The organism is Abyssibacter profundi (genome assembly GCF_003151135.1).
In the GTDB taxonomy this organism is placed as follows: Bacteria; Pseudomonadota; Gammaproteobacteria; order Nevskiales; family OUC007; genus Abyssibacter; species Abyssibacter profundi.
Window position 1 is genome coordinate 1 of record NZ_QEQK01000021.1, and the last position, 21,733, is coordinate 21,733.

A 21,733-nucleotide genomic window follows, 5' to 3' on the forward strand; every position below is an offset into this window, starting at 1 on the left:
TCAGTGCTAGGCGCAACCAGAACGCGGGCAGACCCCTGAGCCCGCTCCAGCACTGGGCGCTGGGCGTGCAGGCGCGATCCAATCACAACAAAGCGGCCTGTGCCGTGGCCAACAAGCTGGCTCGGATCGCCTGGGCGAGCTGGGCGAATGGCACCTGCTTTGATCCGGAGTATCAGGCCGTGGCTGCCTGACAGACTCAAATTTAAGTTTTCCCACCAGCGGTTGTGCAGGAGAAGGCAGCGATCATGGCGAAACGGGTCGGCCCCATCGGGTCTAGATGCCGGTAACAAATCAGAGCGAGAAGCTCAGTTGCAGCGTGTGGCACGACTCGATGCGGATTTCCATGAAGGCCAGGGCCGTAAGAGCCCATCAACAGGCCGAATATACGACCGCAACCGCACCTCTATCGCCGAGATCTAGACGTCTTCGACTGCCCGGTTGCGGGAGGAGTCCATATACGATTTGTATGGTCCGTATTCGTCAGAAAACGGGTAAAAATGGGGCCCACCTTCGGCGGCCACCGAAGGCCTATCAGTCACAGCGCGAGAAACGATTGGCTCCTGCTTCGCAGAGACCGTTAACAAGTGCGCGCGTGACTGATCTCTATAGGCAATAACTCGAATAGTCATCGGGGCCCCGAGCCCGTATAGCAAGGCGGAGTCAGCTTATCTCATGGATATCTCAAACCACAAAGACATCACGATTGGCATCGATGTCAGCAAGCAGAGATTAGACGTTTTCGTGCGCCCCACCGGCGAAACTTTTCACGTGATTAATACGCCAGAAGGGATCTCGACCGCGATCAAGCGCTGCCGTGCCATTCGCCCGGCACGGATCGTCGTCGAGGCCACTGGTCGGCTGGAAAGCACCTTTGTCGATGCCGCGCATCAAGCCGGCCTTCCGATTGTCGTGGCGAACCCGACCCAAGTCCGACGCTTTGCCCAGGCCACCGGACGTCAGGCCAAGACAGATCGGCTGGATGCGCAGGATATTGCTCATTTCGGCGAGGCCCTACAGCCGCCGCTGACACCGGCCAAGAACAAATCCAGTCGTCTTATCAGCGATCTTCTGGCCAGACGCACGCAACTCATGGACATGCGGAGCATGGAAAAGAACCGTGCCAGCATCCTGCCCAAGTCGCTCTTGGTCAGTGTTCGTCGTCACATCAAACAACTGACCGACGAGATTGACCGGATTGATCGCGCCCTGGACCAGGCGACAAAGAAAGTGCCCGAGTGGGCCGAGAAGAAAGCGCTGCTTACGAGCGTAAATGGCGTCGGGCGCGTCCTAGCTTACACCCTGCTCAGCGAGCTTCCAGAGTTGGGAACACTCAATCGAAAGGAGATCGCAGCGCTTGTCGGTGTGGCCCCGATGAACAAGGACAGCGGGGCGTTCACTGGAAAACGACGCATCCGTGCGGGTCGGCCACGTATTCGGACCGTCCTCTTCATGGCCATCATGTCGGCCACTCAGAGTAATCCCAAACTGAAGGCGCAGTATCAGCGTCTACTGTCGGCCGGTAAGCCGCCCAAAGTCGCACTGGTGGCCTGCATGCGAAAACTCATCACCATCTTGAACGTAATGATGAAAAACGGTCAACACTGGGATCCTGAACTAGCCTGAATAGTTGACTTCAGACCATAGTCACTTGTTAGATGCCATTACCCACAACACTCGCCCTCTTGGATAGGTGGGCACTTGACCGAACCGAAGCTACAAAATACACAGCAATCCTCCAGGTGAGGCTTTAAGACCTTTTGACAACCCTCGCAATCATAAAAGTACTGGCAAGCATTTGTGGGCATGGTTTCGGTTTTCTTGTGACCACAGTGCGGACAAGTAATCGTCGATTCTAGCTCTATGCCTCGGCTGAGCATTGATTGCACCTCTTTGATTCGTAGGTATTCCAAATGGCCGCAAGAACCAACCCGACCAAAGCAGAATACAGCAGCCATGCGATTAGTGAGACGTTATAGACAACAAGCAGGCCGATGACACAAGCAGCAGTTAAGACCAAGGGGCCGTACTTTCGATGCTGCCGAAATGACAAGATGGCTCCGACTACGGCGATGATTCCGAACGCCTGAACCAAGTAGGCAATGTATTGTGAATAAGGCAGCAACGCCGACAAGCCTACGGCACCAGCGACTGATGCAAGAAACGGCAAACAGCATGGGGCTGCCGCAGCGGCAGCCGAAGCGATGCTTCCGACGCCGCCTATACTGACCAAGGATTCTTTCATCTTGAAGCGACCTCCAACGGTTGAACAAGGTCAGCATAAGCTCCGTACCTAGGTACGGCTTCAAGACTTCTGATCGATTAAGCTTTCGATGATTGGGCACCCCTCATAAGGACGACGCTCCTGACAGCCCGCCACAGCCTCCACCAAAACGGACTCAATTCTGGACAGATCTGCCAGCTTTTCACGAACGAGCAAGAGCTTGCGACTCGCCACTTTTTCCACTTCGGAACAGTCCGACGCAGAGAGGCTAAGCAATGAAACCACTTCAGCAAGGGAAAAGCCAAGGGCTTGAGCACGCTTGATAAATTTCAGGCGCTTGAAATGCGATTCTGTGTAGTGCCGGTTTTGGCCGTATGGCTTTTCAGGCGTATCCAACAACCCCTGCCGCTGGTAGTACCGGACTGTCTCGACGGATACCCCGACGCTTTTTGCGAGCTCACCGATTCTCATTGGGCTATGGATGGCATCTAACGCTTGAATTCAGCGGCGCCGGAGCCCGCAGGGCGTAGGGAACCAAACACGCGGAGCGTGTTTGGCGTCCGATGCAATGATTTGTTGGGCATCACTCCGACAACGCTGGTTCAACAAACGATTGAACTGCTTGTGCATCAGTGCTTGAAGCTTGTAAACACGTTAATTTGTCGAAGATTCGTGTTGTGTGGAATTCGGTTTCCTGGTTGTTCACTCTTTCCACAGCTACCAGCATTTCGAGGTTCCCTATCGTTTGTTGTGAAAGCACGCGCCGCTGAATTAGTGCGGAAGGTTCTTCCCGAGTTTCACACTCTTCTGCCTTTAGAAACGCAAGGTAGAGCGTAGGAGACTCGAGGCTCTCTTCGCATTGAATGCGAGTATAACCGTCGACGAGCGCCGGACCTGGAAACAGAACGCAGCCTACGGGTAGTGGGAATTCGCGATCAAATAGTGCAACTTCGGCAGCAGTGACTGCGCCCGTGACGAAGAAGGCGCTCAGCGCAAAAGAAGCGGCTGAAAATCGTTTCATGATGCCCAACGCCTGAGTTCAGCGGCGTTTGAGGCGACGCCCGTTTTTGCGGCAGCAAAAATGGGCGGCGGGTCAAACGTCCGCTGCAACGATTTGTTATGCCGCAGCGGCGTGTACGTCAGAGAGGCTTGAGCTGAGTGATTCCAATGAGCCGTCAATTCGTTTCAGTGCGGCTTTGGAATTTCTCATGACACCGATTTCAGGGACAGTTGCTACGCGCCTTTGTCGCCGTTGTGACTTTCCAACGACGTATTTGAGTGCACGGATCTGGGTCCGACTGTTTCTCCAAAGAACCTGACGAGTGACGCTAAAAAACTCGACCATCAACTGCAAAATGGCCTCGTTCTTTACGCGCTTCTCGATAATGCGAACGGTCCTTTGTTCTTCTGGAGAGGTGTGATACTTGGCGATCATTGAAACGATATGATCGATAGACATTGTCTCTACGCTCTTAATGTGGTAGTTGAGCGTGTCAACAATCTTCTTGTATTCCCAGGAATCTTCTTCAAGGTCGCCATTTATGACCATTAGCGCCAAACGGTCACGCAGGGAAAAATAACGAAATCTGTATTTGTCTAACATGATTTCGTTATAAAGCTTAATTTGTTGTGCGGCGAAGTACAGCACTATAAGCAGTACACAAACGCCGATAAAAAATTCCATCATCTACTCGTCAGCGGCTTTCGCAGGGTTGGTGGGCATGAGGTACTGTTCGGGGCAGTCTTCCTCACTTGAGCGATGTTGACGAATCTTGGCATCAGGTCCATGCATCAACTCACTACGCACCGCGACTAGGCGCTCAATCTCATGCTTATATATAGACCTAAGCCGCTTTGTCAAGTACCACCAACCCCCATTTGTCACGATTAGCAGGGCGAACATGCCGCCAGCCGAGCCGCCAGCCTTAGAAATCAACAACTTAATTACTTCCGCCAACTCGTTCTCGGGCAATCGTACTACCACGACGACACAGATGCTCAGGAGTACAAGACCAAACGCAGGGTAAATCTGACGGTTGTTGATGAGATCAAATATGCCTTCAAGGAAGACGACAAGAGCACGCCACCCGTTGTACTCCGCAGCCTTTTCCTGTCGCTTGTTGCCTCTGCCTTTCTTCTGTTTCGATGCCATTCTTACAGCAGTATACGTAGCCGAAACGTGAAGCGTGGCCCAACATGCCAGCTACGCGCAACATATGCGGCATAACGCCGAAGTTGAGCGGCGCTTTTCGAAGCGCAGCGGAGAAAAGCGTCCGGCTCAAACGCCATGTTAGAACGCATTGCTGCGGTTACGATGACTCAAGCCACGCCGAATGCTTGCTGCGCCAAGAAACAGCAGAGTTGCTGAACCCAGCCCAAAAAGCGGAAAACTTGGCGGCGAGCTGCCCTCAGTGAACATTGCCGCTACGAGCACTGCGAGCACAACGAACTGGGCGACACCGAATAGAACTAGCCCTTGCCACGGAAACTTGGCGACAAAACCAAACGTGATCCCAAAAAACCACAGCCCCAGGCAGGTTCCGCAGACAACGGTTACGGCCTTAATGGCTAAACCCGCCTCGGGTAGCTGCACAATCAAGAAAACTGTCCCACCAACCAGTAACGCGCCAGCAAGACAAAGCAGTCGAACGGCGAAAGAATGGTTGCTTTCGTAATCAAGCAGAATCATGCGTGCGTTCTAACGCTTATTGGGTTGCAAAATGCCATATAACGCACGAGCGGCAGGCCGTATAACAAGCAAGAATGGGCTGTAATTGATTGATTTCATTGGCGTGTGCTGTGAAAAGGCAGCCGCGCGAGCGAGCAAATGCGGCAAATTGCCGTATAACACGCAGCCTCGGTTCGGCCGTTGTCCACGGATTGCCCTGATTGACGGGCTATTCGCGTAGTCAACGAATGATCCTGTCGGATAAATACTGCCATGTCCTCACCGCCTCGTCTGCAGGATTGGCTTCGTCAGGAATTAGGGTGAAACCTTACGAATTACACCGTTAAACGCCGCGCCGGCCCTTCGCTTCTATGGCCGCCTGCGCTTCTTCCGTGATTGGCTGCCCGCTCATTGGCGCCCCCTTCGTTTGGCCCGTCACCTCGCCCATTTGATGTTGCAGCCCATGCTGGGGTGCTGCTGCGAGACATCCAACCGCTTGCCCTGCAACAGCGCATCCAGGGCAGCACGTAGGTCAGCACCCGTCACGGGCACGCCGTTACCCGGCGTCGATGCGTCCAGCCGCCCACGGTAGACGAGCGCCCGCTCGGCGTTAAAGACGAAAATGTCCGGCGTACAGGCGGCGCGATAGGCGCGGGCCACGTCCTGGGTTTCGTCGTATAGATAGGGGAACGGAAAGTCCTCAGCCTTTGCCAGCTTGGCCATGGCGTCAGGCCCATCCTCTGGGTGCGTGGAAACGTCGTTGGAGCTCACCGCGGCGAAGCCAATCCCCCTGGGCAGATACGCACGGCCGATACGCAGCAACTCGTCGCGGACGTGGATGACGTAGGGACAGTGATTGCAGATGAACAGGATGACCGTGCCGCGCTCTCCTGCCACCTGGGCGTAGGACAGCTTGTCGCCACCACGCGTATCTGGCAGCAGGAAGTCGCTGGCTTTCGAGCCAAGGGCCAGCATCGTCGATTCCGTCAGGGCCATCGGCATTCTCCATTAGTAAGGAAGCACTGACGGGTTCGCGCCGCCCAGTTGCTGCCTGCAGACTTTAAATCTAGAGAGGGCCGGGATCACCCTCCCAGCGGCGCGACCGCGTCATTCGTCGGTTCCCTGTTCATGCCCGCGTGCATTCCATCGCAACTGCCGCTACTATCATCCGCCCATCCGGATAGGCAGATATGCGGCTTGCCGGAGTCATTCTTCACCTGCGCCGTGGTGGCAAGCCCCCGCGGTGTTTCGTCTTGCACAACACGGTGACACAACCATGAGCAAATCCTATCTCTTCACTTCGGAGTCGGTCTCCGAAGGCCATCCCGACAAGATGTGCGACCAGATTTCGGACGCCGTGCTGGACGAGATCCTGCGCCAGGAAGGCGATAACGCCCCGAATGCCCGTGTGGCCTGCGAAACCATGGTCAAGACCGGCTGCGTCATCGTTGGCGGTGAGATCACGACCAATGCCTGGGTCGACCTCGATGACCTCGTCCGCGGCGTGGTGAACGACATCGGCTACACCCATTCCGACACCGGCTTCGACGGCCACTCCTGCGCGGTGATGTCGCTGATCGGCAAGCAGTCGGCCGAGATCGCCCAAGGCGTGGACCGCGCCACCAAGGAAGAACAGGGTGCTGGCGACCAGGGTCTGATGTTCGGCTTTGCCTGCAACGAAACCGAAGTGCTGATGCCGGCCCCAATCGAGTACGCGCATCGCCTGATTCGCAAGCAATCGGAAGTCCGACGCACCAAGCACCAGACCACGCTGCGTCCGGATGCGAAGTCGCAGGTCACGTTCCGCTATGTCGATGGCAAGCCCACGGCCATTGATGCCGTGGTGCTGTCTACGCAGCATAGCCCGGACATCGAGCAGAAAGCGCTGCAGGAACTGGTGATGGAAGAGATCATCAAGCCGGTGCTGCCAGCCGAGTGGATCAGCCAGGACACCAAGTTCCACATCAACCCGACCGGCAAGTTCGTCATCGGCGGGCCCATGGGCGATGCCGGTCTAACCGGCCGCAAGATCATCGTCGACACCTACGGCGGTTACGCCCGCCATGGCGGGGGCGCGTTCTCCGGGAAGGACCCGTCCAAGGTCGATCGTTCGGCAGCCTATGCCGCCCGTTATGTGGCCAAGAACATTGTCGCCGCCGGGCTGGCCGACAAGTGCGAAATCCAGCTGTCCTACGCCATCGGCGTGGCCGAGCCGACCTCTGTGATGGTCGAGACGTTCGGCACGGGCAAGGTCGATGAGGAAACCCTCACCAAGCTGGTTCGCGAACACTTCGATCTGCGCCCCTACGGCATCGTCACGATGATGGATCTGGTCAAGCCGATCTACCGAGACACCGCCACCTACGGACACTTCGGTCGCGAAGACCTGGACCTGCCCTGGGAGCGCACCGACAAGGCCGAGGCCCTGCGCGGCGCCGCGGCAGCCTAATCGCACCCCATTCGACCCCCGACACAGAATTCACGGAGAAACACATGAGTGTTGCAGCAGAAGACATGAACACGGCCGACTACGTCGTCGCCGACATCAGCCTTGCCGCCTTTGGCCGCAAGGAAATCGAGATCGCCGAAACCGAAATGCCGGGCCTGATGGCCACGCGTGAAGAGTACGCCGCGTCACAGCCGCTCAAGGGCGCGCGCATCGCCGGCTCCCTGCACATGACCATCCAGACCGCCGTGCTGATCGAGACGCTCAAGGCACTGGGCGCCGACGTGCGCTGGGCCTCGTGCAACATCTACTCGACGCAGGATCATGCAGCCGCGGCCATTGCCGAAGGCGGCACGCCGGTCTTTGCCTTTAAGGGCGAGTCGCTGGAGGAGTACTGGAACTTCACCCACAAGATCTTCGAATGGTCAGACGGCGGCGTGCCGAACATGATCCTCGACGATGGCGGTGATGCCACGCTGCTGATCGACCTGGGTGCCCGCGCTGAAGACGATCCGTCGCTAATCGCCAACCCGGAAAGCGAAGAAGAGAAATACCTGTTCGCCGCCATCAAGCAGCGCAACGCCGAGCGTCCGGGCTGGTACAAGCAGTGTCTGGCGTCGATTCAGGGCGTGACCGAAGAAACCACCACCGGCGTGGCTCGCCTGTACAAGATGGCCAAGGAAGGCACGCTGCCGTTCCCGGCGATCAACGTGAACGACTCGGTCACCAAGTCCAAGTTCGACAACCTGTACGGCTGCCGCGAGTCGCTGGTCGACTCCATCAAGCGCGCCACTGACGTCATGGTGGCCGGCAAGACCGCCATCGTCTGCGGCTATGGCGATGTCGGCAAGGGCTCGGTCCAGTCGCTCAAGGCCCTGGGCTGCACGGTTTGGGTCACCGAAGTCGATCCGATCTGCGCCCTGCAGGCCTGCATGGAAGGCCACAAGGTCGTGAACCTCGAAGACCCGGGCGTCATCGAGGCCGCCGACATCTTCGTGACCGCAACGGGTAACTACAACGTCATCCGTTACGAGCACATGGAGCGCATGCACCCGGAGACCATCGTCTGCAACATCGGCCATTTCGATAACGAAATCGACGTGGCCGCGCTGGAAGCCAAGTGCAAGTTCGATGAGATCAAGCCGCAGGTCGACCACGTCGAGTTCCCCGACGGCAAGAAGATCATCCTGCTGGCCCGCGGTCGTCTGGTGAACCTGGGCTGTGCCACCGGCCATCCGAGCTTCGTGATGTCCAGCTCCTTCACCAACCAGACGCTGGCGCAGATTGAACTGTTCACCAAGGGTGACCAGTACAAGAAGGACGTCTACGTCCTGCCCAAGCACCTGGATGAGAAGGTTGCCGCCCTGCACCTGGGCAAGCTGAACGCTCGCCTGACCAAGCTGACCGAGAAGCAGGCCGACTACATCGGCGTGACCGTCGACGGTCCGTTCAAGCCGGAAGCGTATCGGTACTAGGCCGACGCGCTGATGTTCGAGTCGCCGGCAGATCGCAACGATCTGTCGGCGGCGATTCAAAGATTAGAGGCCCTTCGCGGCCCGGAGCATTCATGAGCGAGCTTCAATTCAGCTTCGAGTTTTTTCCGCCCAAGGGTGAGAAAGGCGCGACGCGGCTGGCCGAGGTCCGCAAGCAACTGGCTGCGTTGCAGCCGGCCTTCTTCTCGGTCACCTTCGGCGCCGGCGGTAGTACCCAGTCCGGCACGCTGGAAACCTGCATCGCCACCAAGCAGGACACCGGTTGCGACGTTGCCGCACATATTTCCTGTATCGGCTCCACCCGCGAGCGCATCAGCCAGTTGCTGGACGAATATCGTCAAGCGGGCATCAACCGCCTGGTCGCACTGCGCGGTGACCTGTTGCCGGGCATGACCGATCCCGGCGAGTTCCGCTACGCCAACGAGCTGGTCAGCTTCATTCGTGAAACCACCGGCGATGAGTTCCACATCGAAGTCGCTGCGTATCCGGAGTATCACCCCGAGTCACCCACGCCGGATGCCGATCTCGACAATCTGGTTCGCAAGGTTCAATGCGGCGCCGATGCGGTCATGACTCAGTATTTCTACAACGTGCACGCCTATGAAGACCTAGTCGAGCGCCTGGCCGCACGGGGCGTGCGCGTGCCGGTTGTGCCCGGCATCATGCCGATCACCAACCACGACCAGCTGATCCGTTTCTCGGATCGCTGCGGCGCGGAAATCCCGCGCTGGATTCGTCGCCGCCTTGAAGCCTTTGGCGACGATAGCGAGTCGCTGCGTGCCTTCGGCCTGGATGTGGTCGCGCAGCTATCGCGCAACCTGCTGGACCTGGGCGCCCCCGGCCTGCACTTCTACACGCTCAACCGCGCTGCACCCACGTTGGAACTCTGGCAGGCGCTGCGCCTGCCGATGCCAGCGGCGGCATGACATCGGCGCCGCGGTCGGTTGACCGCGGCGCCGATGTCACGGAACTGTCAACGGACTGTCAACAAACCCCCACGCTAGCGTCACAGAGCCTGCCTAACCTGCCGGGATCGATCCACCGATCCACGTCATCAACCAGCAGGAGGCTCACAGCATGACGCGTAACCGCACCCCGATTCGGGACTCTCAGGCGCTGCACGACCTGGACCCCAGCACACCCCATACCGATAGCCGGCCCTTCGCCGATATCCTGGCGGCGCGCCTGTCCCGTCGGGACACGCTGCGCGGCGGGCTCAGCCTTGCCGCCACCACGCTGTTTGCTGGCGCCGGGCTCTCCGCCTGCAGTGACTCCGACAACGGCGGTCGCACCGCAGCCAAGCTGACCTTCGACTCCATCGCCGGTGGCCCCGAAGACCTCGTGCGCGTCCCGCCTGGCTACAACATGCAGGTCATGCTGCCCTGGGGTACGCCGCTCAACGGCGTTGCCCCCACATTCAATGGTGACGGCACCAACACTGCGGCAGAGCAGGAAGTCCAGATTGGCTCCAACCATGACGGCATGAAGTTCTATCCCTTGCCGGCCGGGTCGAACACCTCAGACCACGGATTGCTGGTGATCAACCACGAGTATTCCAACAGCACCCTGTTTGCCGGGGACGGCCGCAGCGAGGACGCCGACGGCAAGCCCACCGACCCCGACGAAGTCCGCAAGGACATCTACGCCCACGGCGTGTCGGTCGTGGAGATGGTGCGCGGCATGAACGGCGAGTGGTCGATGGCCAACACGGGCTTTAACCGACGCATCACGGCCGCCACGCCCATCGATCTGGCCGGCCCGGTTGCGGGCACCGACCTGGTGGTCACCGCTTACGACGCCACCGGCATGAGCACGCGCGGCACCGTCAACAACTGCGGTCGCGGCTTCACGCCTTGGGGCACCTATCTGGCCACCGAGGAGAACTTCCAGGGCTATCAGACGACCCAGGAAGATCCGGTCCCCGAAGAAAAGTCTCGTTACGGCCTGAGCGCCACCGGATTCGGCTACCAGTGGGCCGCCGTGGCAGGCGATCCGTCCGAACAAAACGGCGAGTTCGCTCGCTGGGACACGACGCCCAACGCAGCCACTGCAGCGCTGGACTACCGCAACGCAGCCAATACCTTCGGCTGGCTGGTCGAGATCGACCCGTACGATCCGACCTCGCGACCGGTTAAGCGCACGGGCATGGGCCGCATCCTCCATGAGGGTGCCGAACCCGGTCGCGTGTTCGAAGGCCGTCCCATCGCCTGGTACATGAGTGACGACAACCGCTTTGACTACTTCTACAAGTATGTCTCGAATGCCAACTGGGATCCGGCCGACGCCAACGGCGGACTCCAGGCGGGCAGCAAGTATCTGGATAACGGCCGGTTGTACGTGGCCAAGTTCGCCGAAGATGGCACCGGCGAATGGGTCGAACTGGATATCAGCGTACCGGCCCTGGCCGCCCGCTTTACCTCCCAAGCCGAGGTCCTGACTTACGCACGGATCGCCGCGGATCTCGTCGGCGCCACGCCGATGGACCGTCCGGAATGGTCGACCACCGACCCGAATACCGGCGAGATCTACCTCACCCTGACCAACAACACCCGGCGTAGCGAGGGCGATGAAAACCCCGCCAACCCGCGCGCCAATAACAGCCACGGTCACATCATCCGCCTGGCAGAAGCCAACGACGACCCGGCTGCGACCAGCTTCACCTGGGACATCTTCGTCTTCGGCTCGAACGCCTCCGCTGACCCATCCTTCAACATCTCCGGCCTGACGCTGGACAACGAGTTCGGCAGCCCGGATGGCCTGTGGTTCGATGCGCGCGGCGTGCTCTGGATTCAGACCGACAACGGCGCGCCGTTGGACTCGGACAGCAATGATCAGATGCTGGCCGTCATCCCCGCCGGCCTGGAGGGCGATCGACTGATCCGTCCGGAGACCCAGGCGCAGCTCAAGCGTTTCTTCGTCGGGCCGGCCGGCTGCGAGGTCACCGGCGTGGACATGACACCGGATTATCGAACCATGTTCGTCAATATCCAGCATCCGGGTGGCAGCTTCCCCGACGGGCCGGGCAACCGCCCGCGGTCGGCCACCGTGATCATCAGTCGTGAAGACGGCGGAGAGATCGCCCTCTAAGGCAGCGCTGATGTCTTAAGCGGCGCTGGTCGCCGCGAATAGAAACAGGCCCGATCTCAGGATCGGGCCTGTTTCGTTGGGGCGTCTGTCAGCCTAGTTTGGCTGCTGCGCCAGGACCGCCATGTCCACGAAGTAGCCGGCATAGCGGGTGGCAATATCTTCGTAGGCCGTCGGATCGGCCTCCACGGCCCACTCCGTGCGGTCGTATGATCCGCCGGTGCCGCCCGCCAACGCGGTCAGCACCCCGATTGCACTGGCCAGCCCCTCGGCCACCTTGCTTCCGGCAGACTGGGCATCCGACATTCCCGTGTAGAAAGGATCAGAGGACACCAGGGGTCGCGAAGACTGATACGCCGGCCACGCGGTCCACATGGTGTCGCAGCCCAGCTTGTGACAATGGATGACGTCCGGCGTGACCAGCTTGAGTACCCCGCTGGTTGCCAGCTTGACCGAAGTCGACAGCGAGGCTTCGTCGCGGCCCACGTTACGGCCGATAAAGCCGGTGTATTGCTCGTCGCTGCTACTGACATTGGCAAAGTCGACCATCAGGTCAAGATGAACACCGGTCACGCCCAGTTCGTCGACCAGCTTGGCTTCAAGCGCCTGCGGATTGCTCCGCGAGGCCTGGGCAAAGATGTTCTTGATGCCCCGGGCCTTGCCGTCAAAACGCTGATCGAACAACGTCCAACCTGTGGGCACGAAGACACGATAGTCCGACTTGCCCAGCGACCAGTCGACAGGGGCCTGTCGACCCTTGGCCGCCACGGCCTGGTATGCCGAGGTGGCCGCCAACTCAGCATGGGGCATCACGTCCAGCCCGGCGTCGGCCAGTTGGCGCTCCGCCCGGGCACAGATGGCATCCGTCATCGACTGCATTTGCGCATCGCCAATCCCCTCCAGCTGGTACAGCGTGCTGACCTTGGCCTCGACTCTGGCCTTGTCGGGATCCTGATAGGCAAATGTCCCGGCCTGGGTCTGGGCAAAACCGCTGGTCTTGGTGCCAAAGGCCACCACGCAAGAGGTCAACGCAACCCGCCGAGACTCACCGCGTGTCTTGGTGTTCGCGGGCCGAATGAAGCTCGAGACTTGGCTGGCGGCATCCAGCGCGGGGTTGAACTCCGGGGGCGGTGCGGCAGTCTGCGTCGAGGCACAACCGGCCAGCAAAGCCACACCCAGCGTCAAGGGAACCATTGTTTTCATGCACTGCGCTCACGATCAGGGAAGTCCCACGCACGTTAAGCGTCAACAAAGGTCGCCGGTATCCCCCATCTGTGACGGCAGCCTGTTGTCGGTCAGCCGGCTGGATCGGCAAAACAGCGCAAGGCCGGCTCCGCGTCGACCCGCTCGGTGTTCGCCGTCGCCTCGCTAATGCCGGCCAGCAGACCGCCATAGTCGAGGGCGAAAGTCGCGGGATTCACGCCCGGCATGAACACCTCTGCACAAACCGCGGCGGTTCCCGGCGCACCGGCATAGCCGGCTAGCCGGGTTGGATCGGCCGGGCCCGGATGGGTCAGGGCGTCAACCAGCAACGCATGGGCAACCGGGTCATAGGTCCCCAATGCCAGATGGTCGGCGGCATTGGCTGGACACACCGACTGGGTCGCGATGTTGGCCAGGTGCTCACCCTGCGCCCGTAGCGGCGACGAGGGGTTGGGTCCCGCATTGGGGACCACGACCTCATCGAGCTGGGTATAGATCACGGTGTAGTCCACACCCGCCACCGTCTCGAAATCCGCGTTCAGCGCAGCAATGAACGCAGCATCGCTACGTTGCTGCCAGATGGAGGGTTGGCAGCCACTCACGCAGGACGGGGCCGCCGTTTCCGTGCCGTGGTTGGACGGCGCCAAACCCACCAGCTCCTCGACGCGCTCGCGAATATCCGGATAAAAACGAAGCGCCCAGCGCGGCAGCATGCCACCCTGGCTGTAGCCCACGACCGCCACGCGCCGGCCGCTGACCCGAGCCATCTGCCGGATCGCATGCACGATGTATTCGGCCGAAACCTGCGCATCCGCCATGGCCGATTCGGGCAGTTCCACCGTGCAATAGGGCCAGCCCATGGCCTCCAGCGCAGGCTGGTGATTCCAGCTGAATGCGGTGTCAGGCGTCGTCGCCGTGCCGGGGACCAGCAGGACCGGAGCACGCGTAGCAGACGCCAGACCTGCGCTGCAGGCCAGCGCTGCGTCCAGCGTGGACGTCGGTACGGTTAGCGCCGGCGGCGAGTCGCAGGCGGCCGCCCCACCCGCTGGCTCATTGCCTGAGCCGGAACAGCCGGCCAACACAATCATCAATCCCAGCATCCACCATCGATCCAGCATGTCGCTCCTCCTACCCACCGTCGAACGCGGCTTTGTAACGCTGCGTACACAGTGTGGCAGAACTCGCATGGTGATACGCAAACAGCTGCTTATTCGGGGGTGTCTGGGTCCAGCCCTGGCGTGGACTGGACAAGCTCCGCCGGCCAATCCAGGCAGACGGCAAGCCCGCCCTCTGCGTGCTCAGCTAACTCGATTTCGATGCCATGCAGATAAACGATGCGGCGGACGACCGGTAGTCCGATGCCCGCGCCGTCGTACGACCGCGGATTGAGTCGACGAAAAAGCTCGAACACGCCGCCGTGGTGCTGTTCGGGAATGCCGATGCCATGGTCCGCAATCACCACCCGGCAACCATCGTTCAGCGGCTGCGCGAAGATCTCCACCACCGGCTGGGCGACGGGCTGGAACTTGATGGCATTGTCGATGAGATGAAAGAACGCCCTGGCTAGCAGTTCGGTATCGCCCAGTACGGTGGGCAGCGGCCCCACCGTCAGTTGCACGTTGCGCTGACCGATGGTGGCCGCCAACCGCAAACGCGCATCGGTGACCACTCGCCGCAGCGGCACCCAGTCCCGCTGCACCCGCGCCGAGGAAATATCGGCCAACTCAACCAACGCGTCGATCAGCGTTTGCATTTCGCCCGTGCCGGTTGTGACCCGCCGCATCAACTCCTGAAGGTCGGCATCGGCCGTCGCGCCCAGGCGATCGTCCAGGACCTCGACAAACCCTCTGAGCGCATGAAGCGGACGCTGCAGGTGACGCGCGGCGAGTTCGGCCAGCTGCTCCAGCTCGCGATTGGAACGACGCAGTTGTGTGGTGAGCTCTTCTCGCTGGGCCACCTCGTCAGTCAGCGCCGCATTAGTTTCGCGCAGACGGTCCATGATGACCTGTACCCGCTTGGCGGATGCGGCATCCAACGCCGAGATGGCCAGGATGGCGAGGATCAGCAGCAGCACCACGACCGCAATTGCACAGGCCAGCACAAAGCTATCGACACGCAAGGCAGTGGTGACCGTACAGACCGCGTCTTCGGAGAACCGCGCTGCAGCCATCGCCGTGTAATGCATGCCCGCAATGGCCAGCCCCATGACCGCCGCGGCACTGCCACGCCGCAAGAAGGCGCCCGGTCCGGTTCGGCCTCGCAGGTAGAACGCGAGTGCCAGTGCGGCCCAGGATGCGCTGACCGCCACCAGCATGGATCCGGCCAGCAGGCTCGGCTCGTAACGAATCGCCGGCTGCATCCGCATAGCGGCCATACCGGTGTAGTGCATGGCACAAATCCCCATGCCCATCACAAAGCCACCGACCAGCAGCTTGCGATGCGTTAACCGGCGCCCGGCGCCGTAGTGGATGGCCAGCACAGACAGCGCAATCGGGAAGACGGCCGATAACACCGTGAGGCCGCCGTCATAGGCCACCGGGATGGGCAGCTCGAACGCCAGCATGCCGATGAAATGCATGGACCAGATGCCCAGCCCCATGACCAAACCACCGCCCAGCAACCATTGCCGCCGGGCCGCGCCATCGGTGTCGGCGACACGCGCGGCCATGTCCAGGGCCACGTAGCCGGCGGCCATGGCGACCAGCACCGACAAGGCCACCAGACCGGGGTGGTAGCTACCCTCCATCACTGCCGGCCCGGTGGCTCAGAACCGTCGCTGCCAAGCGGCCTCGCCGTGCATCATGAAGCCGCGTACTCACGCCAGTTGGCGTGCGCATCCCAGAACGCGACACTGGCTGCATAGGCCTCTCGATCCAGCGGGACCCCCGAGCCCCCTTCTTCGACGCCCAGCGCATTGCGCAGCATGGTGATCGGCGCCATCGGGATCTCCTCGGGCTCGGCGGTGGGCAGGCAACCGACCACCCCCCAGTCCGCATCAATCGGATCACCTTCCTTCGCCATTTGCTCGGCGTTGTACAGGATGACGATCAGGTAGTTGGCCCGTGGCGGGTCCACACCTTCGAACCAGCGCGTCAGGACCGGCAGCTCCTTGGCTGTGCGCGCCTCATAGGCCGAACGCAGCAAGTGCCGGTTGTCGTCGGTAATCGGCACGGCCATAACCCGTGTCGGGGTCCAGTTCTCATAGACCCAGAGCTCGCAAAACGGGGCATAGCCCGCCAGCCGCTTAATGGGGGCATGGCTGTTGATGTGGGACTCGAACGCAGCCGGGTCTGTGCCCTGCAGCTTGTCGGTTCGACCGGCTTTGGGAAACAGGCGCTTTCGGGCGAAGCGGCTAAGCGTAATCGTGTCAGTCATGCGCGTTGCGTGTTGTGTCGGTGGGTCAATGCGATGGATGCGCCCCTCGGGGTGCGGGGCCGGCCTGGCGCAGATCAGACTTCGAGCAAGTCCCGACTAATCTGCGAAACCTCGCTGACGCCGGACAAGGCCATGGTCAGCTCAAAGTCTGCCAGGAGGTTGCCGAGTACATCGCGGACGCCGGATTCACCGGCAATGGCCAGTCCGTAGCAGTACGGTCGCCCCACACCCACCACATCGGCACCCAGGGCCAGGGCCTTGAGCATGTCGGCCCCACCTCGAATCCCGCTGTCGAAGGCGATGTCGATTTGCCCGCCCACCGCTTCTGCAATGGCCGGTAAGGCCTCGATACTCCCGATGGCGCCGTCGACCTGACGACCGCCGTGGTTGGACACCATGATCCCCTGGACGCCGGCATCCACCGCGCGTCGGGCGTCGTCCGGATGCTGGATGCCCTTGAGCAGAATGGGTAAATCGGTGCATTGCCGCAGGAAATCGAGATCGTCCCAGGTCAGGGTCGGCCGCGAGTAAATATCGACAAAGGTCCGGACCGCCTTAAGCGCATTGCCAGAGCCCAGCGCCGACAAGGTGCTGCCGGGATACGACATGGCGGACTCCACCAGCGTGGCCAGGGCCTTGACGCTAATCGGTGCCCGCGGTGCATCGCCCTCGGTATCCTGTTGCATGAGTCGTTCGAACACCGGGTCGCTGGTGTACTGGGCGATACCCTTGCCGCGTAGAAACGGCAAGTAGGCCAGCCCCAGGTCGCGGGTTCGCCAGCCCAGCAGCGTGGTATCCAGGGTGACGAAAATGGCCTCGCAACCCGCCGCCTCAGCTCGGCTGACGAAGGATTCGACCAGCTCGTTCGACTTGCTCCAATAAAGCTGGAAGTAGCGCCGGGCATCGCCCATGGCCTCGGCCACGGCTTCCATGGGCTCGGACGCCTGATTCGAGAAGATGTAGGGCACGTCGCAGGCCGCCGCCGCGCGGCCGACGGCCAGGTCAGCCTCCGGATGGGCCATCTCCAGCACCCCGATGGGTGACAGCAGCAGCGGCGATGCGAGGGTCTGGCCTAGAAACTCGGTTTGCAGCGATCGGGTGCCGACATCACGCAACATCCGGGGCACGATCTGCCAGGCATCGAATCCGGCGAGATTGGCCTCCATCGTCCGCTCGCGTCCGGCACCACCGGCGATGTAGGCGAAGGCCTCCGGCGTCATGACATCGCGTGCCGCCAGCTCCAGTTCCTCCACATCCACCGGAACGGGGGAGCGCCGTCCGGCCGCCCCGTGTACATAAATTTCGCGTTGGCGCGCAGCTGCGCCCCCTGCTGACTGATCCATGGGTCTCCTGCGGCCGCCCGTACGTTGCGAGGCGGCATCGACATTGCTGGACCCCGAGCATGCCGACAGACCCTTTATCTCGCAATGGCGTCAGAAGGCACCGAGCTGAAAATCCAGTCCAGTCCCCGACCGCCGGTCCACTGCGGCCACATGCCGCAGGACAGCAGGGCGCCGCAGGCCGAATCGATAGCGCAGTTCCGCGCCCGCCATGTCGACACCCGGATTATCGCGACGGATTCCACCATTGGAGATGTGCTGCACCCGGTAGCGCAGCTCCAGGCGCCGCGCATCATCCAGATAGCCCCCCACCGCCAGGTGCGAGGTGAAGTGGAAATGCCCGCCCAGTTCGTCGCCCGCAAACTGCGATTCACTGAGCCAGGTTGGGGCCAGGCCGATGGCAATCTCGATGGGCCAGCGCCGCGCTGACGACCACTCAGGCCCAATCGAAACGATGGCACCCTGCTGTTCGCGGGCACGCAGGGTGCCCGCCACAGCATTCAAACGCACCCGGCCGGGCACCCAGTGTCGAGGCAGCTCGATGGCCTGGAGATCGAGCTTGAGTGACACCGCCTGCTGCTGCAGACCGTCGAAGTGTTTGAACGCCGTCTGTCCCTGCAGGCCAATGGCCTCGACCCGCGCCAATGGGGACTGGGCCTGTGCGGCAGCCGATAGCATCAACAACCCGATAAATCCCAAGCGCAAGGCCCATGCCTGCCACCGCACAGATGGGGGTATCCGTTCAATCGATTCGTCCATGGTCAATCCCTCTGTGAATAGTCCTATTTCGGACTAAATAGATAAATAAGTTAGTCGAATCGCTGGCGCAGGGCGCTGAGGCCCGACCGCAGGGTCTCGAGGTCGCCGTCCGACAACCCTGCAAGCCGTTGCTGCAGAAATTCGACATGGGCCGGAAATACGCGGTCGAACAAGGCTTGGCCGTCTTGGGTGACCGCTACATAAATACAGCGGCGGTCTTCCGTGCAATGTCGGCGTTCGACCAGGCCTTTCTTCTGGAGACGGTCAACCACACTGGTCAGCGTGGTCTTGTAGATCAGCGTGCGGTCGGACAGGTCTTTGAACGTCAGCCCCTCGTTGCCGGCCAGTGCCGACAACACATCGAATTCGGCGGCCCCCAAGCCGGAGGTCGACTCGATCTGCGCGAAGGCGGTGGCCGTAAACCCTTGATACGTCCGGACCAGTTCGCGGACCAGTTGCATGACGGGCAGGTTCGCCATCGGATGTGATCGTTCGGTCATGGGTCCTGCGTTGATCGACTATATAGTCCATTATCGGACTATCTGACGAAAAAGCAAATCGATGCAGGGACGGCGCCGCGGTCGGGTTCGCACTACCATCCCGCCGAACGCACGCCACCGCGCCGCCATGCACCTAGCATCGAGACCCTTGAGCGCGGCCCCGCCCTTCCACACACCGACTGCGGCGCGAACTCAAAACCAGGCCGCGAGCCGCGCCGGTGTGCGGGCTTAAGGGTCCGCGGACTCCCGCAGCTCAGCGGCCACCGTCTCGGCCCGCTCCCACATCTGCAGATAGGCTTCGGCGGCGCCGAACAGAATCTCCAGCGCCTGGTCCCCGCCTTCGTGCTGCGCCATGTCCGCCAGCAGGTCCGCGTACTGGCCATAGTGCGCCACGCCGTCCACATTCAGGTCGTACACACGCTCCCCCGTGACCTGCCGGTCGAAACGAACGGCGCCGTCATGGGAGGTGAACGGATAGACCAGCGGTTTGTCACCGGCATCGGCGCGGGGCGCCGGCTGCGATGCTAACCCGCCGGCGTCGGAGGCAAAGCCCGCCGCGGTGAAGGTCTCCGGCCCGATCAACTCGCGCAGGGTTAGCAGCTCGTCGATTAAGGCAGGTGCCTGGTTGTTGAATGGTGAGACCAGCCCGCCCAGGGCGAAGATGCGACGCTTTTGGGTCTCGGTGGTGATGCCACCCGTTCCGGTATGACCGGAGATCAGCGGATACCCCACCGACTCGGCCAGCGCGAAAATCGCCTCCTTGGACTCGACACTGGTGTGGTCTGTCTCGATGAGCAGACCGCGCCGCATCAGGCTTTCGATCATCTGGTGCCCCAGCTCGGTGAGACCCAGCGCATTGCAGTGCGGACCGGGCGGGTAGGTCGGCACGGCCAGTGCCTGGGCCTCGTTCAGCGCCTGAGAAACCGGGTCGTCACCTTCGAAGAACACCCCGCCGGAGACCTGCTGCGAGCCCTGCCCCGGCTCGCGACATTGTGTGACCCGGTAGTAATGCCCCGTCTCCAGCTTGTTGAACAGGTTTAGGGAAGCACTGATTGATTCGCGCCGCCAAGTTGCTGCCTGCAAACAGGCCAGGCAAGGCGCGAGGAGCGAAGTTTGGTCATTCCAAATGAGCGACGAGCAACGCAGTCTGGCCTGTTTGCAGGCGCAATCCTGACGGAACGGGCCGGTTTTCCCGCGAGCCTGCGTTGTCGTTCGCTGACTTGGAATGACCAAGCGGCACTCACTCCGCCTGGGCTCGCGGGAAAACCGGCTCCGTCTTGGTGGTGCGAATCAATCAGCGCTTCCCTATCGCCAGCTCCGTGGGTCCGAACAAGCCCGGCCCCGACACCGCATTGTCGAACCAGTGCGACGGGAAGATCGAGCGAATGCCCATGCCCTCGATCTCGTCGATCGCCGCCTCCATGGATTCGGCCGTGCACTGCGGCGCGTCCATGACCTCACCGCAGCCAAAGATCTTGGATGACTCCACGCCCATGACCACGGCCAGCTGCCCGGCTTCGATCACCGAGCGCGCCTCGGCGGGCGACGTCACGATCCGCAGAAACCCCTGGCCGGGACCGCCGGCCTGGGCGTCGATATAGTCCTGCAACTCCAGCAACCCCTGGTGTTGCAGGCGCACCGAGGTCATCTCATCGCAACTGTTGCGCTTAAGCGGCGCGATGTTGCAAAGCCCCTCGTCAGCGGTGAAGTGGTTGACGACCAGCCGTAATCCGGCCATCCACGCACGCTGCAACCAGACGTAGTAGGTCTGCTGGTGCGACAGGGTGTTATGCACCGGCCACTCGCTAAACGTGGGCCACCCGTCGCTGGCATGCGAACCCGTGGGCTGGCCTTCACGCTGAAAATTGCCGATGAAATCGGCCGATCCGTCAACGCCGTGGTTTTCGGTGCAGGCGTTCAGCGCCGATGTCACGCCATAAGGATGAAACGGACGACCGTGGACCACCTGCCCACCCAGCCGCTCAAAGGCCATTAAATGCACATGGGTGTCGGTGAAGCCCCGAACCGTGCCATCGGCCAAGCTGCCCGAGAACGGCGTCCCCACGGCGTTGAGTTCGGCCTCGGGAAACGGCGTGCAGCCTGTGCCCGCGGGCACCGCCAGGGCCGTCACGTCCCCGTCGGCCGGCGCATCCGTGACGGCCAGACCACCATCGGCCGTCAGCACGAGCTGGCCCGATCCGTCCCCTGCCTGGAATGCCGTGCCGCCGTCGACCAGCGAGACCACCCAGTCTGCAGCCTCGCTTGCCATATCGGCCGGAGCCAGGCCACCGGCCTGCGCGGCCAGCAGCCGGGCGTCGACATCCTGCAACAGGTAGCGACCTAGCGCCGACGGCTTGAAGTAGATCGGTGCGGCCTGCTCCCGATCGTCCACCAGGTGGTAGCCACTGGAATCGGCCGCGATGAAACGCTGACCGTCGCCGATGAGCCAGCAGGCATTGGCATAGGCGAAACGCGTGTCGGCCAGTTGCTCGGCAGCCGGGGTACCGGCGTTCGAGCCACAGCCCGTCAGGACCGCCAAAGCGGTGAGGCACGGCATCAGGCGCCGTGTAGATTGTTCAAACATGCTGTGCTCTTGCAGAGCCTGCGGGATGGTCTCCCGCAGGCGTTGAGGTCGATCTATGGA

The 21,733-nt window shown here is 61.4% G+C and carries 22 protein-coding genes and 1 pseudogene; 6 read left to right on the top strand and 17 right to left on the bottom strand.

Annotation, left to right across the window (positions count from 1 at the left end):
• A pseudogene (locus DEH80_RS16435) lies at positions 1 to 191 on the top strand (IS110 family transposase); the annotation flags it as partial.
• Positions 192 to 672: 481 nt separating this feature from the next.
• Positions 673 to 1,623, top strand: coding sequence for an IS110 family RNA-guided transposase (locus DEH80_RS16440; RefSeq protein WP_109721614.1), 951 nt, complete (start codon positions 673 to 675; stop codon positions 1,621 to 1,623).
• A gap of 38 nt (positions 1,624 to 1,661) precedes the next feature.
• Here the strand turns inward: DEH80_RS16440 and DEH80_RS17715 are convergent, their stop codons facing one another.
• The 8 genes from DEH80_RS17715 to DEH80_RS16470 all read right to left on the bottom strand — a co-directional run bounded on the left by DEH80_RS17715 (position 1,662) and on the right by DEH80_RS16470 (position 5,885).
• The gene (locus DEH80_RS17715; protein ID WP_109721615.1) at positions 1,662 to 1,877 is read right to left on the bottom strand and encodes a GDCCVxC domain-containing (seleno)protein; all 216 of its coding nucleotides are present in this window, start codon (positions 1,875 to 1,877) and stop codon (positions 1,662 to 1,664) included.
• A complete protein-coding gene (locus DEH80_RS16450) occupies positions 1,859 to 2,242 on the bottom strand; it encodes a MerC family mercury resistance protein (RefSeq protein WP_109721616.1) in 384 nt (127 codons plus the stop codon). The genes DEH80_RS17715 and DEH80_RS16450 overlap by 19 nt, the downstream gene beginning before the upstream one ends.
• A 60-nt stretch (positions 2,243 to 2,302) precedes the next feature.
• A complete protein-coding gene (locus DEH80_RS16455) occupies positions 2,303 to 2,692 on the bottom strand; it encodes a MerR family transcriptional regulator (RefSeq protein WP_109721617.1) in 390 nt (129 codons plus the stop codon).
• Between the two features lie 112 nt (positions 2,693 to 2,804).
• Entirely contained in the window at positions 2,805 to 3,242 is a 438-nt protein-coding gene (locus tag DEH80_RS17210) for a hypothetical protein (protein ID WP_133249296.1), read from the bottom strand.
• 96 nt (positions 3,243 to 3,338) lie between these two features.
• On the bottom strand, positions 3,339 to 3,908 hold the full coding sequence (locus DEH80_RS17215; protein WP_165831530.1) for a hypothetical protein: 570 nt from the start codon (positions 3,906 to 3,908) through the stop codon (positions 3,339 to 3,341).
• The gene (locus DEH80_RS16460; RefSeq protein ID WP_109721618.1) at positions 3,909 to 4,373 is read right to left on the bottom strand and encodes a hypothetical protein; all 465 of its coding nucleotides are present in this window, start codon (positions 4,371 to 4,373) and stop codon (positions 3,909 to 3,911) included.
• Positions 4,374 to 4,511: 138 nt separating this feature from the next.
• Positions 4,512 to 4,910 (bottom strand): hypothetical protein, encoded by a 399-nt coding sequence (locus DEH80_RS16465; protein ID WP_109721619.1) that lies wholly within the window; start codon positions 4,908 to 4,910, stop codon positions 4,512 to 4,514.
• 414 nt (positions 4,911 to 5,324) lie between these two features.
• Positions 5,325 to 5,885 (bottom strand): thioredoxin family protein, encoded by a 561-nt coding sequence (locus tag DEH80_RS16470; RefSeq protein ID WP_109721639.1) that lies wholly within the window; start codon positions 5,883 to 5,885, stop codon positions 5,325 to 5,327.
• Positions 5,886 to 6,165: 280 nt separating this feature from the next.
• On the opposite strand from DEH80_RS16470, the gene metK reads away from it, so the two are divergent.
• The 4 genes from metK (at position 6,166) to DEH80_RS16490 (ending at position 11,915) form a co-directional block, all read left to right on the top strand.
• Entirely contained in the window at positions 6,166 to 7,338 is a 1,173-nt protein-coding gene (gene metK / locus DEH80_RS16475) for a methionine adenosyltransferase (protein WP_109721620.1), read from the top strand.
• 44 nt (positions 7,339 to 7,382) lie between these two features.
• On the top strand, positions 7,383 to 8,810 hold the full coding sequence (gene ahcY / locus DEH80_RS16480) for an adenosylhomocysteinase (RefSeq protein WP_207774662.1): 1,428 nt from the start codon (positions 7,383 to 7,385) through the stop codon (positions 8,808 to 8,810).
• A 92-nt stretch (positions 8,811 to 8,902) separates the two neighbouring features.
• Positions 8,903 to 9,754: a methylenetetrahydrofolate reductase [NAD(P)H] gene (gene metF, locus DEH80_RS16485; RefSeq protein ID WP_109721621.1), complete on the top strand. Its 852-nt coding sequence runs from the start codon at positions 8,903 to 8,905 to the stop codon at positions 9,752 to 9,754.
• Between the two features lie 151 nt (positions 9,755 to 9,905).
• Positions 9,906 to 11,915: a PhoX family protein gene (locus DEH80_RS16490; RefSeq protein WP_109721622.1), complete on the top strand. Its 2,010-nt coding sequence runs from the start codon at positions 9,906 to 9,908 to the stop codon at positions 11,913 to 11,915.
• A 93-nt stretch (positions 11,916 to 12,008) separates the two neighbouring features.
• On the opposite strand, the gene DEH80_RS16495 is transcribed toward DEH80_RS16490, so the two are convergent.
• The 9 genes from DEH80_RS16495 to DEH80_RS16535 form a co-directional block, all read right to left on the bottom strand.
• Positions 12,009 to 13,115, bottom strand: coding sequence for a hypothetical protein (locus DEH80_RS16495; protein ID WP_133249298.1), 1,107 nt, complete (start codon positions 13,113 to 13,115; stop codon positions 12,009 to 12,011).
• 92 nt (positions 13,116 to 13,207) lie between these two features.
• Positions 13,208 to 14,233, bottom strand: a complete 1,026-nt coding sequence (locus tag DEH80_RS16500) for a lipase family alpha/beta hydrolase (protein WP_165831531.1) — start codon at positions 14,231 to 14,233, stop codon at positions 13,208 to 13,210.
• A gap of 89 nt (positions 14,234 to 14,322) precedes the next feature.
• On the bottom strand, positions 14,323 to 15,861 hold the full coding sequence (locus DEH80_RS16505; protein WP_109721625.1) for a sensor histidine kinase: 1,539 nt from the start codon (positions 15,859 to 15,861) through the stop codon (positions 14,323 to 14,325).
• Between the two features lie 53 nt (positions 15,862 to 15,914).
• On the bottom strand, positions 15,915 to 16,490 hold the full coding sequence (locus DEH80_RS16510) for a DUF3228 family protein (RefSeq protein WP_109721626.1): 576 nt from the start codon (positions 16,488 to 16,490) through the stop codon (positions 15,915 to 15,917).
• A 74-nt stretch (positions 16,491 to 16,564) separates the two neighbouring features.
• On the bottom strand, positions 16,565 to 17,833 hold the full coding sequence (locus DEH80_RS16515) for a lactate 2-monooxygenase (RefSeq protein WP_109721627.1): 1,269 nt from the start codon (positions 17,831 to 17,833) through the stop codon (positions 16,565 to 16,567).
• A 90-nt stretch (positions 17,834 to 17,923) separates the two neighbouring features.
• Positions 17,924 to 18,589, bottom strand: a complete 666-nt coding sequence (locus DEH80_RS16520; protein WP_109721628.1) for an acyloxyacyl hydrolase — start codon at positions 18,587 to 18,589, stop codon at positions 17,924 to 17,926.
• 50 nt (positions 18,590 to 18,639) lie between these two features.
• A complete protein-coding gene (locus DEH80_RS16525; RefSeq protein ID WP_207774663.1) occupies positions 18,640 to 19,089 on the bottom strand; it encodes a MarR family winged helix-turn-helix transcriptional regulator in 450 nt (149 codons plus the stop codon).
• 228 nt (positions 19,090 to 19,317) lie between these two features.
• Complete coding sequence (locus DEH80_RS16530) at positions 19,318 to 20,172, bottom strand: hypothetical protein (RefSeq protein WP_109721629.1); 855 nt, start codon at positions 20,170 to 20,172, stop codon at positions 19,318 to 19,320.
• Between the two features lie 211 nt (positions 20,173 to 20,383).
• Positions 20,384 to 21,673 carry a hypothetical protein gene (locus DEH80_RS16535; RefSeq protein WP_133249299.1) on the bottom strand — a complete coding sequence of 430 codons (1,290 nt, stop codon included), beginning with the start codon at positions 21,671 to 21,673 and terminating at the stop codon, positions 20,384 to 20,386.
• Positions 21,674 to 21,733: the final 60 nt, after the last annotated feature.